Here is a 12,757-nt window from a genome sequence, read left to right on the forward strand (position 1 = left end):
TATTCCCAAAAAATTATGTCTTAATAACAAGGTGCAAAAAGTACTTTACCCGATAAACCATCAACCATCAACCATCAAGCTTCCAACCTTTTAATTTCTCCTGCTTGCACTGAAAGAATCTGAGACGAATTCAGCCATTGGGAATCAAAGGCTCCCAAGTGAGTAGTAGTAATCAAAGTCTGAAACCGGTCCTGAATAGCATCCAACAGTAAATTTTGCCGATTCAAGTCTAATTCAGCTAATACATCATCGAGTAACAACAGAGGTGGCTCTCCCACCACCTCTTCAATCAGCTTCAATTCTGCTAACTTAAGCGCTAACACCAACGTTCGCTGTTGACCCTGAGAACCATAGGACTTGGCTGGAGTCTGATTAATGGTAAACTGTACTTCATCCCGGTGAGGACCGACTAGGGTTCTCCCTTGATGAAATTCAGGAATAGAGTACTGTTGGATTTTCTCTAAAAAAGCCTGCTTGACTAGATCTGGGTCATCTTTGGAAAGACTGACATTAGGGGCATAGGTAATATCCAATACCTCTGTCTTGCCACTAATACTAGCGTGCCATGCTTGGGCTAAAGGAGCTAACCGTTTTAGCATTCTGTCTCGACGGCGGGTGACCCGTGAGCCAGCAGTAGCCAGTTGGGCATCCCACAACCCTAGCTCGGCATTGTATTGCTTAGATACAGATTCATCAACTCCCCCTTCTTGTTGTTGTTTACGGATTTTTTTCAGCAAAGCATTGCGCTGTCGCAATACCTGGTTATATTGCTGCAAAATGTAAGCATAAATTGGTTCTAGCTGAGTCAGAATCGAATCGAGCCAGGCGCGACGCCGCTCTGGTGCTCCTCGCACCAGTTCCAAATCCAGGCTAGAAAACTGTACCGCATTCAGAATACCTAAAAAGTCCAACTGGCGACGTAAGGATTCTTGATTGAGAGCAACAGTACGTCGTCCTTGAGTGCGCAAGGTTAATCCTAGTTCTACTGAACCATAGGTTCGTTCTAGAGTAGCCCGAATCTCCGCAATGGGAGTAGTTTCTAATACCAATTCGCGATCGCGTGCTGACCGATGACTCTTGAGGGTAGAGAGCAACTCTACTGCCTCCAGTAGATTCGATTTCCCCTGAGCATTATTACCCAGCAAAATTGTCTTGGGAGCATCGAAGTTGATCAGGCAATCCCTGTAGTTACGAAACTGTCGCAGGTGTAGGCTCTTAAGGTACATCCAATGAAGGTTACAGGTTGGGGGTTAGCAGGTTGAAGGTTAGCAGGTTGAAGGTTAGCAGGTTGAAGGTTAAGGGGTTTAAGGTTAATCGGTTGAAGGTTAATCGGTTGAAGGTTAATCGGTTGAAGGTTAATCGGTTGAAGGTTAATCGGTTGAAGGTTAATCGGTTGTTCGCCCAAGGCGTCCCTTGTAGGGTAAGTTAGTCGGTTGAAAGTTAGCAGGTTGAAGGTTAGCAGGTTCTAGATTAATAGGTTAACAGGCTTAAGATTAGAAGTTTGATCTGAACTTAAAAAAATATCTAACCGTCCAACCAGCTAACCTTCAACCTTCAACCAGCTAACCTTCAACCTTCAACCAGCTAACCTTCAACCTTCAACCAGCTAACCTTCAACCTTCAACCAGCTAACCTTCAACCTTCAACCAGCTAACCTTCAACCTTCAACCAGCTAATCTTCAACCTTCAACCAGCTAACCTTCAACCTTCAACCAGCTAACCTTCAACCTTCAACCAGCTAACCTTCAACCTTCAACCAGCTAACCTTCAACCAGCTAACCTTCAACCTTCAACCTAGCAACCTTCAACCTGGCAACCTTCAACCTGGCAACCTTCAACCTGGCAACCTTCAACCTTCAACTTCCCAACCGACTAACCTTGAACTTTTCCCTTGCTATACCAACGAATAAATAATTTCTCCAGCTCAACCCAAACAAATAGTGACGTACTAAAGCCAAGACAGACAGCGAATTCCATCATAGTCAGAGGCTCAGTGCCAAAGAAGTCTTGCAAAAAGGGTACATAAACCAGTAGCAGCTGTAACAGAGTAGTCACAGTAACTGCCAACAGCAAATAAGGGTTAGAGAATGGGTTTAATTCCAGAGTAATGCGTTTGTTGGAGCGGACTGCGAGGGCGTGGCCCATTTGAGCAATACATAGGGTAGTAAATACCATTGTCTTCCAGTGATGGAAGTATCCATAGGCGATTGCCATTAAGGTAATGTTAAAAATGGCAAAAACAATACCAATGCGCACCATATAAGACCCCAACCCTCTGGCAAAAATACTTTCCCGAGGACTAAAAGGCGATCGCTTCATCACATCGGGTTCTGCTGGTTCCACGGCTAGGGCAAGAGCGGGTAAACCATCAGTGACTAAGTTCATCCAGAGAATTTGTAAGGGTGTGAGGGGAACATCTGGTAGTCCCATGATCGGGGCTGCAGCAATAGTCAATACCTCACCGATGTTACTGCCCAGGATGTATCTAATAAAGCGGCGAATATTGTCATATACTGTCCGACCTTCTTCTGTGGCAGCAACAATGGTGGCAAAGTTGTCATCTAAAAGCACCATATCGCTGGCTTCTTTACTGACATCGGTCCCGGTAATTCCCATAGCAATACCAATGTCAGCTTGCTTGAGAGCGGGTGCATCATTGACCCCATCTCCGGTCATGGCAACAAATTTACCCCGACCCTGGAGTGCCTGAACGATTCTGAGTTTGTGTTCAGGAGCAACACGAGCATAAATGCTGACTTGGTCTACCTGTTCCTCTAGATCGAGCTGGGAGAGCTTTTGTAACTCCTGACCAGTCAGTACCTGATCACCGTGATTAGCAATTCCCAAATCCTGGGCAATCGCTCTAGCGGTAAGTTTGTGGTCTCCGGTAATCATAATCGGACGAATTCCAGCATTCCGGCAACGCTGAACTGCTTCTCGTACCTCTGGGCGTGGAGCATCCAACATTCCCACTAACCCCAACCACACCAACCCTTGCTCTAAGATTTCATGGTCTGCTTCTGGAGCTGATAAGCTATCTAGGGACTTATAGGCAAAACCTAGCACTCGCAAACCAGCCCCTGCCATTTGGTTATTCTGTTCCAAAATCTGTTGCCGCTGGTCTTCTGTCAAGGGTTGACACCCTAGAGTTCCTGCTGCTCTGTCATCATTATGTACTGATGAAGTACAATGCTCTAACACCAATTCTGGAGACCCTTTGGTCAACATCATGTAACCGGTCAGTTGTGGGTTCTCGGTTGTTCGCGTAGCGTGGCCGAAAGGCCAAGGTTGTTCGCCTTTGGGGTTCGAGTAGCCAAGGTTAGCAGGTAGGTTAGTAGGTTGAAAGTTATCTGGAGAACTATCCCACTGGCAAATCACACTCATACGCTTGCGCTCAGAGGAAAAGGGAATTTCATCCACACGAGAATACTTTTGACTTAGGGGTTCCTTATCCACACCCCCTTTACCAGCCAGAGCAATTAATGCTCCTTCTGTGGGGTCTCCTAAAATCTTCCACTCCCCCTGTTCATACTGCAAGATGGCATCATTACACAGAGCACAAGCCAGAAGTAGGGGTTCGAGTTCGGGATACTGTTCTGTAGCAATGGGCTGATTGTCTAGGAGAAATTCCCCTACAGGTTCATAACCATCCCCAGTCACCTGAATACTATAGTTGAGGGTATCGACCCGTTGCACAACCATTTTGTTTTGGGTCAGGGTACCAGTTTTATCAGAACAAATGGTAGTCACACTTCCTAAGGTTTCCACAGCTGGTAGTTTGCGAATTAGAGCATGACGGCGTACCATTCTCTGGGTTCCTAGGGCTAAGGTAACAGTCACCACCGCTGGCAAGCCTTCTGGAACTACAGCAACTGCCATACTTAAAGAAACTTCTACCAGTTGTTGGAACACACTCAAGTCCCAACCGCTTACGCCCAAGCCAATGATAATTACTAGTGCTACTAGCAGCAGCGAACCGGTTACCAAGACTTTTCCCAGCTGAGACATGCGCTGTTGCAGAGGTGTAGGTTCACTTTCCACCCCTTGTAGCATCTGGGCAATTTTACCCAGTTCCGTATTCATCCCAGTACCAGTAACTAGGACTTTACCTCTGCCTTGGACGACTTCAGTTCCCTGAAAAACTAAATTAATGCGATCGCCTATGGGAGTATCTTCCGATAGCTCTACCTCTACGGTTTTATTGACAGCATTAGCTTCCCCAGTCAGTGCGGATTCTCTGACCTGCAAATTCGATGCCTCGATTAGCCTACCATCTGCTCCAACTTGTACCCCAGCTTCCAGTAACATGATGTCCCCTGGTACAAGCTGTGGACTATCTACCTCTAAGGTACGACCATCCCGCAGCACTCGTACCTTAGGGGATGCCATACTTTTCAGGGCTGCTAGGGCTTTTTCAGCACGGCTTTCCTGGAGATACCCGAGGATGCCATTGAGAATCACGATTGAGAGGATAGCAATCGTATCTTTGAAGGGGAATTCACTGGCCTTTTCTGAGGCTTGTTGCAGATTGATCAGATCTAAAATCCCGGAAACTATCGCTACTGCAATCAGCATCAGCAGCATGATGTCCTTGAATTGATCAAGGAACATTGCCCAGGAACTGCGCTTTGCTTTTTCCTCTAGCTCATTTAAGCCATAGTATTCCAACCGCTGTGATACCTGTTGAGAGGTCAAACCGGCTTGAGGGTCACAGCCGGATTCTGCTAGAGAATTTTCGACAGATTGGGTGTACCACGCTTTTAACGGGTCAGGCAATAAATTAGAATGGGTCAATGGATTCACCGGGAATGTTTGCGTTTAGATGATATTCATTCGATCATAAAAATTTCCTAGGGAGTTTGTAAGCATTCAGCCGTCAGCTGTCAGCCGTCAGCTGTCAGCTTAAAACAAGCTATCCGGCTGACGAGTTCAACGGACTGCCAAAGACTATGAATTCCTCGCTCGGGTGTTCGCGTAGCGTGGCCGAAAGGCCAGGGAACTGAGATTAAACGAATGCTTAGCTCTTTCATTCAAAAGCACCTCAAGTAGCAGCATCTGTAGCGCTAATCGCTGATAGCTGATACGCGACACCCTGATAGCTTACGGGAGTTTGGAAACCAAGACTATAATCGAATCTAGCGCAGCAACATAGCACCCGATGTAGCAAGTGAACATCTGTTCTTCAAAGTCTGTATTCTAAAGATAGGCAGTTGGCGCTAATCCTAGTAATTTAGTCAGTATTTGATCAAGTTTTATTGACTGTTGACGCTCAGCGTTGCCCATTCACCGTAATCGTCAGAGTTGAAATAGTTTAGTATTGATATCGAACATTAAAGTAGAAGCCCTCATCCTGGGCATTGTTACTGCGATCATCCAAATCAACCAGAGGAATGCCATAGTCAAGTCGCAGATTCAGCCCTGTCACTGGCTGCACAATTAGCCCTAAGCCAATACCCGCTAAAAACCGTTGTGAGGGTAACGTATTAGGATTGTCAGGGTTATTCCAGACATAACCCATGTCGAAAAACGGAATTAGTTGTAATGCGGGGTCATCGTCTACGTCTCGATGTAAAGTGATACGGTCTTCAATAGATAATCGTACTCCATTGTCCCCTGCTCTGATATTTTGACGGTAGCCCCTCAGGGATTGACCACCGCCAAGCAAAAATTGTTGGGGAGGCAATAGGCTATTGGGGGTAAGCTGAACCTCGGTTCCCATAATTAAGAAATTATCCTCTGAGAGAATCTGCAACCGCTGTACTTGGCCTAGCCAGCGAAAAAAGCGTCCATCAGGTATAGGATCGGGGTTGATAGTGGCATCAAACCAGCCAGTTCCGAGACTCAAAAGCGATCGCAAAAACCAAGTTCCCTCCAAATCCCGACGTAGATACTCTTGTTCAAACTTAATCACGCTCAGGGTAGTCGAGCCATCTTGATCTGGACCAAAGCCAAACCCAAGAGGCTCATCACCCAAAAAAGTCTGACCATCTCTGTAACTGAACCCTAGAGACAGAGCAAATTCTTCCCGAGGTGTGCGGTACAACGGCTGACGAAATCGAATTTCATACAGCTCAGATTCTCCCTCAATATCAAAAACATTGAATGGTGATTGAGTTACCTGATTACGGTCGATCACTGTTCGCAGTTCTAAGGTACCATTTCGGGGATTGAGGGGAAAGCGATAGCCAAAATCAAAAATATTAGACCCGCCAGTGGTCGAACGACGATAAGTGAAGGAAATTTCATCCCCATTGCCAGTTAGGTTGAGATGGCGAAGATTAAAGCTCATTCGTTCAGAACCAATACTAGGAGGTGAGTAGTTATCAACCCCTACACTTCCTTCAAACGGATTAGCTTCCACAACACGAACAATCAGAATGCTCTGTCCCACTTTTGTGCCTTTGCGCAGGCTGGCTTCTATACTTTCCAACTTTGGGTCAAGCCGTAACAATCGTAATTGGTTTTCCAAATCAGTAGTATTGAATGGTGTTCCAGTCCCCAACTGGACACGGCTGCGGATATAGTTGGGATTGAGGCGACGTGTTCCTTCAACTTCGATCTTTTCTATACCCCCTTCTATGACACGAATTGTAACAATGCCCTTGGTAATGTCAATGGTTTGCTCGGCCAGAATTGCTCTAGTGTTAATATAGCCCTGCTTGAGGTAAAAAGTGGTAATATCATCCGCGACTTCTCTTAGTTGTTCAATAGTCAGGGAGCGTCCTATATAGGGTTGTATGATCTGCTGAAACTGCTCTAGTGAAAAGATGGTGCTGCCAATGATTTCAATTTTCTCAACTTGAATGGTTTTAGAGTCAAAAGCAGTTAGTCTAGCAGGTGTAGTGGGTTTAGTCTCTAGTAGAACTAGTCCTTCTGAATCTGATAATATGGGTCCTAATAGTTCACCTATCTGATTTTGATAATTTCCATCAACCAATTTTACTGACTCCTGAGCGGTTTTATTCTCCTGCTGGTTAAGCAGAAGGTTACTTGCTCTTAGAGATCTATGATTGCTTGGCAAAGAAGTTAGGGTTACTGCTAGGGCATCATTACAACTGGTACAGGCAATTATTAAATACAACGGTGTAAATTTATTTGATATGAATTTATTTAAGAAATACTTTATAAGCACAATTTGAATTAACATCTGATGCCAAAGCAATCCGATCTTCGAGCGCATCGGGTTTTTTATTCTCCTTGGGTGGGGATATCTAGGGATTTTGGGTGACAACGAATGGTTCAAACGTAAACGCCACTAAAAAGCCTAACCCTGATTAGTTCAAAAATTCCAAAAAACTATCACCATCGTCTCTCGCAGTTATAGCTTATATCAAATTCGTTTAATTACCCATAATCAAAATCTCTACCCTGTCTGACCGTGTGGTGGTTTTTCCGGTGTCAGTCTAGCCCGTGGGTATTCATACCGAGTTGCATTCAAAGATAGGGAGATAGGGAGATAGGGAGATTGGGAGATTGGGAGATTGGGAGATTGGGAGATTGGGAGATGGGCAAATTGGCGGAAGAGAAAGTTGTACGTTTGACCGCAACTTGGTATCAAGCAGACTTGAGATGAGTTGTTATTCTCTTCAAACCACTTGCGATCATAACCAATTAATCACACTTGAGGTGCGACCCGTGGCGAATTTAATAATTAGATGCGGAAAGCGCACCTAACTAGTTTGAGCTTCGCGGCTTAAGAGGGATGGGAAAAGGCAAGTTTTGTCAAATTCTTGGGTTGACTAGAACCAGGGAACTGACTCCTATTTTCCCCAAATCCTTTCAGGCCACAACCCACACCCGGTCTAGTTTTTACCCTGATTGTCACCCCCTCAGGTGCGACCCGTGGCGAATTTAATTCTTAATAGGTCAAGCGCACCTATTGAATCTTGGCAAAAAAATCCCCCGGCTAGTGTCGGGGAAACTCCTTAGAAGTATGAAGTGTGAATTCTCAGGTTATTATAGGCCAATGCTGCTTCTTGAACTATATACCAATAGTTAGTATCTAGCTATAGTGACATAAACAAGCAATTAACATCACAATGATGGCAGGAATTGGATGATGGCAGGACTTGGTCGTGCAACGAGAGCCAAATAGTTTTTGCCATACCAATGGTATCGTACCATAGAAGCTGACGCTTCGCGATGTAAAAGCTGGTTTGGCTTACCCCACCCAACTTATAAAGTATGGGTGTAAATTATGGGTGGGGACTGCACTCACAAATTTTCTTCAACTGAACACGAGATCAGTATGGCATGATGGCTTCTCGCGGATTAACTTCATATGGATTGAGCGAGTTTCCTTGCCATCCACTGACACTGCCATGATTGGGTAGTCAATCACACCATCCTGGAAAGACATCTGGAAGCTGAAGGTACCGTCTGGGTTAATCTTGATCGGACGTCCATCAATAGTAAGGGAAGCACGAGGATCAGTGGTACCATGGATAATTAGCTCAGCATCTACGACTAAGGACAATTCCGGAGAACGAGCGGGGGGAGCAGAAGCATTGAAACCAGCTCCCGACATATTTGGAGAAACCCACTTACCAATACCCGAAGGGAAAGCATTGGAACTTATTACTGACCTTGGTAGTTGCTGCATAGAACTATAAAGAGAACCAGCTACTCCCTCAGCTTCCACAGATTGAGTCATGCCAAAGATTTCCCCATAGATAGGTAGATCAGGAATTTCCGAGCTACTCCCATTAGCTGTCTGGCTAGGCGGCACAAGTTTTAGGACAGTCTTACCCTGTAGATTATCATCCCAGTTGACCGTGACGAATTGGTCTTCCATCCATTTAGAGGGATAGGCAGGGGGAACATGGATAGGTGCTGAACGGGCCAGAACTAGCCATTGACCATCTTCACAGCGATAACCAATCTCAACTAAATAGTCGCGATCGCTAACTGGCATGGGTAGATACCATTCTCGCGCTAGCTCATCACAGGCATATTCTTGGATACTATGGGGACTTTGATAATCCAGTTTGATTGCGGTAACATCATAGAGCCTTAGAGCGAGTTGTTGACCTCCCTGAGAGCGCAGTTCTTGTTTATGTTCATACGGAATCTCCCAATAGGCATAAGACCAATGTGGATCACGAGGCATTAGGACAATCCGGCTTTCACCATAACCTTCTGGTAGCTCTGCTAATCCCTCATCAACAGAAACTAGAGTATCACTAGTCGGCTCTTCTTGAGCTAATTCAAACTTGGTTGATTCCACATTCCGTTGTGCCTCAATTATCGGCGATGGAGTGGTAGACCTTTTGTGACGTTCTATTGCTTGAATTTCCGCCAATAAGCGTGCCTTACGCATTCTACTGTATCGAGATATACCATATTCACTTGCGACTCTACGTAATTGCCGTAGAGTCATTTCTTCTAGGGGAGTTCCTTCTTTTGCCATGATTTATGTTCTATACGTTGTTAGGTTGCCTGATAGATTACTGATGTCAATCTTGAGGTGCGACCCGTGGCGAATTTAATTCTTAATACGGAAAGCGCACCTAATTAAAAAAAGTTTTGGTTGCTATGAAACTTACCATTAGGTCAAACCTGACTAAAGTTTTTATCCTTCTTGATTCCCAGACTTTAATGGAAATTGCCCGTCTACCCTTGGGACAGTTCAGTGATTTTTTATACCAACAATATGCTCAAGTCAGCCATCGATAATTTGGTGAAATACTAACAAACCAGCATTTTTATGGGATCCTCTGAGCAACTATATATAACAAGGAATTTTTTGGTCAGGTCAAGGGGTAAATCAGCCTATTTTCGGTAAATTCACGCATTTACCAGAAAATCTGGACTCAAAATGTCATGAGATTATCACATCACTCCTCAGGTGGGACCCGAACGCGCCCCGCGTCGGCTTTGCCGAAAGGCACGATCCAAGGCCGTGAGCAATCCCTCACGGCCTTGGAGGCGCGCACCTTGAGGGAATTTAATTCTTAATAGGTCAAGCGCACCTAAGGACTCAGTCATCAATATTATCAAGTTAGGCACCATCAGTAATCCGTCCCCAAGAAGGATGAAGCTCTGATCTACTTATCCTTGACACTTTTCATTAATCATTTATCTCTGAGCCTTAATCAGGATAAGCAAGACTATTTGGCTGCTTTCCTCAAAGGTGAGCGAAGCGTGGCAAGGCAAAGCTAATCGCATCATCAATCATTAACAGGAATAATCATTACTTTTCCCTTTTCTTTTCGACAGGAATTGACTGGTCAGATATGTTTTTAGTTATCTTACCATCCAACCCTTAATTAACCACTGACCCCCTTGGCGTACTAAGTTATACTTGACTCTTAAGTTGTCATTACTCGAAGCTGCCGGACTCAGCATACCATCTTGATATACCTTTGCTTGCTCCTTGACCGCAGCATCTATCACAGCTTGATTAGGATTCGATTTGCTAGTCTCAACTGAGTTAATTTTGACGGTGTGCTTGTAGATCCGGTAAGAGTTATTGTTTTTAGCCGCTTTAGCACTTTTTCGCCATACAGACAGAGCTGGCTCAGCTAAGATTTTACTAAGTTGCCCTACCTGATGTTTTGGTCCAAAGGCAAGTTTCTTAGTGTTTAGCCAGGTTTCGATGACTTGCTGAGCCGTTTCTTGATTTATAGGACCACTTGGAGCGATCAGCCCACTGCCGCTCGGAGGAATCGGGACTGGAGGTTGGTCAAGCTGCACAAAAGGTTGTTCTCCCTCTAAGGGTGGTGTTGAAAAACTTTTGAGAGCTTTATTGAGCAAAATCAGCAGGATGCCCAGTCCTAGCAAACCTAAAAGACTCAGGAAAATCAGACGTCTTAGTTTAGCCGGTGGTTTGAATCGCTCTGGTGAAGGTTCCATAGGATCAGGGGATGAATGATTCAGACTGCTCCGCTGACTTGAGGAGTCTTTGACCAAAGAACCGCCTCTAGACCACCCAGGTGAGGCGGTTGAATTTTGACTATCCAGGGTTTTGCCTGACTTGCCCCCACCCAGAAAACTACCTAAGGATTGACGCCTACGACGCCGTCCATGACTCCGCAAACCTGTCGTTTTTGACTCTAAGTCCTGATCAGTTTGTGCTTCTGAGCCATTTGATGAGTGGGACATCCCTTGAGCTGTAGGCAAAGTTGATACCCCATTAGTGGTGAAGCGATCGCTATTGACCCTGCTTTGACTAACACCGTTCGCCAATGCCTCACCTGGCCACCTTGACCCCACCGTTACTGGTTCTGCCCTTGTCGGTGAGCCTTGGCCATTGCTGAATCTCTCTTGCCCCAGGATGCTTTTAGAAGAGCCTACCGTTGCATAGGTGGTTGTTTGGGAAGGTACAACCGTCCACTGATTGCTAGTTTCCTCAGATGAATCTGGTAAATTTTCTAGATAGGCTTGTACTTGATCATCAGCAAAGTATTCCTTCAAAGAGACCTTTTGATTCGCCAAATCCCGGAAGTGGGGAAATACAGATTCTTGTAGCCAACGCTCTCCGTAGAGGCATAATCCTGGCAATAAGTCTGGGGAATTTTGAGAATGTTCCCGAATGAAAGCTAGAGGTTCGTATTCCTGGCTCAGTTCCAAGGCACGACTGGCTTCTTCCGTTTGGCCCAGAAGCAGAGCACAAACCCCTTGTTCTAGGTGAACATCCTGCCGCTTACCCAAACGCATCAGCATTTTCTTGGCACGAGCAATCAAAGCGGGTTGTCTGTGGGCAAATCCCCTTGCTAGTAAGGCGTAAACAGCTAGGTATGTAGCCACTGCTGAAGGGCGTCGTGCTTCAGCTTCAAATAAGGTTTGCTGTTGGTTGGAGGTAAGATAGCCTCGCAACTGTTGGATAAAACGGAGAAAGTCATCAATCCCTAAACCAGATTGGTCATTACCAGTGCCATCGATACCTCGACGCTCCTGTAACATTTCTTGGAGCAACCGCAAGCCTTTGCGCCGCTCAATGGCTTTTTCTTCTGGCAGGGCTAATAATTCTAAAATGCGATAAGGGCGAAGTTTATAGAGGTCTGCCTGGATTTCTCCTCTAACACTCGGAAATAAGCCTTCTTGTAGAAGTAATTGTTGTCCAGTTTCTAGGGACATAGCTGCGTTTTCATACTCCGCTTGCTGCCATTGCTCTCGACCTAGCTCTAAGCAAGCAATAGCTAAGGTCAAAACCACGTCGGGTTGAACAAGTTGGGGATCCCCCAATTTCCCCTGACTTAATCCAAAGCTGTCACCTTTTTCCAGTAACGGTTGCGCTAACTTTAGAACCAGTTCGTATTCCCCAAGTTCTTGAAGAATCAGTAAGCTTCCGAGTAATTGGTCGTTATCAATTTCAATCGTAGGAGTGTGAGCTTCGACGGTTTCACCTGTTACTGTTTGATTAGTACCAGGAGCACCCGCCACTGATGGGTGTTGCTCTTGGAGTTGATAAGCTTTAGCAATCAAGCCAGCATCGTACTCCTCTCTTGTTTCGGGGTCACTCAAAACCCCGTAGGCTTTTTCAAGGAGTGTTTTACGAGAGGCTATTGCTGCTTCCGAATATTCTCGGCGCGGTAGTTGTAAGGTACGATCACGATAGGCTTGGCTGAGCTGTTGGGCTGTAGCCTGAATCGGCAATCCTAATATGCGGTAGTAATCGAGCGGAATGCGCACGGTTCACTTCCCCAGCTTTTCGAGCAACTGAATGAGTTGATGATAGCCCATATCGTACTCCCTAAACTGGCTATAGCTATTTATCTGTGACTTTAAAAGACACAGTATCGCAGCTAACCGGTTT

General features: G+C 45.4%; 8 protein-coding genes. 1 reads left to right on the forward strand and 7 read right to left on the reverse strand.

The features are described 5' to 3' along the window. Positions 1-74: 74 nt before the first annotated feature. From recF to F6J90_RS23280, 6 genes are all read right to left on the reverse strand, one after another. Positions 75-1,226 (reverse strand): DNA replication/repair protein RecF, encoded by a 1,152-nt coding sequence (recF, locus tag F6J90_RS23255; RefSeq protein ID WP_293098854.1) that lies wholly within the window; start codon positions 1,224-1,226, stop codon positions 75-77. Continuing rightward, entirely contained in the window at positions 1,172-1,405 is a 234-nt protein-coding gene (locus tag F6J90_RS23260; RefSeq protein ID WP_293098856.1) for a hypothetical protein, read from the reverse strand. Before F6J90_RS23260 ends, recF begins: the two co-directional genes overlap by 55 nt. Positions 1,406-1,872: 467 nt before the next feature. Next, entirely contained in the window at positions 1,873-4,803 is a 2,931-nt protein-coding gene (locus F6J90_RS23265; RefSeq protein WP_293098859.1) for a cation-translocating P-type ATPase, read from the reverse strand. 80 nt (positions 4,804-4,883) lie between these two features. Then, a complete protein-coding gene (locus F6J90_RS23270) occupies positions 4,884-5,030 on the reverse strand; it encodes a hypothetical protein (protein WP_293098862.1) in 147 nt (48 codons plus the stop codon). A gap of 281 nt (positions 5,031-5,311) precedes the next feature. Beyond that, entirely contained in the window at positions 5,312-7,021 is a 1,710-nt protein-coding gene (locus tag F6J90_RS23275) for a ShlB/FhaC/HecB family hemolysin secretion/activation protein (RefSeq protein ID WP_293098865.1), read from the reverse strand. Positions 7,022-8,227: 1,206 nt separating this feature from the next. Next, the gene (locus F6J90_RS23280) at positions 8,228-9,409 is read right to left on the reverse strand and encodes a DUF4912 domain-containing protein (protein ID WP_293098868.1); all 1,182 of its coding nucleotides are present in this window, start codon (positions 9,407-9,409) and stop codon (positions 8,228-8,230) included. Positions 9,410-9,534: 125 nt separating this feature from the next. Between F6J90_RS23280 and F6J90_RS23285 the strand changes: the two genes are divergently transcribed. Beyond that, a complete protein-coding gene (locus F6J90_RS23285) occupies positions 9,535-9,675 on the forward strand; it encodes a hypothetical protein (RefSeq protein WP_293098871.1) in 141 nt (46 codons plus the stop codon). 570 nt (positions 9,676-10,245) lie between these two features. On the opposite strand, the gene F6J90_RS23290 is transcribed toward F6J90_RS23285, so the two are convergent. Continuing rightward, positions 10,246-12,633: an IMS domain-containing protein gene (locus tag F6J90_RS23290; RefSeq protein WP_293098873.1), complete on the reverse strand. Its 2,388-nt coding sequence runs from the start codon at positions 12,631-12,633 to the stop codon at positions 10,246-10,248. Between the last annotated feature and the right edge of the window lie 124 nt (positions 12,634-12,757).

The sequence above is a fragment of the Moorena sp. SIOASIH genome (assembly GCF_010671925.1).
Taxonomy (GTDB): Bacteria; Cyanobacteriota; Cyanobacteriia; order Cyanobacteriales; family Coleofasciculaceae; genus Moorena.

What these genes read in the sequence shown, in the direction of transcription:
- recF (WP_293098854.1), bottom strand. Translation starts at nt 1,226, where the DNA reads ATGTACCTTAAGAGCCTACACCTGCGACAGTTTCGTAACTACAGGGAT.
- F6J90_RS23280 (WP_293098868.1), bottom strand. Translation starts at nt 9,409, where the DNA reads ATGGCAAAAGAAGGAACTCCCCTAGAAGAAATGACTCTACGGCAATTA.
- F6J90_RS23285 (WP_293098871.1), top strand. Translation starts at nt 9,535, where the DNA reads ATGAAACTTACCATTAGGTCAAACCTGACTAAAGTTTTTATCCTTCTT.
- F6J90_RS23270 (WP_293098862.1), bottom strand. Translation starts at nt 5,030, where the DNA reads ATGAAAGAGCTAAGCATTCGTTTAATCTCAGTTCCCTGGCCTTTCGGC.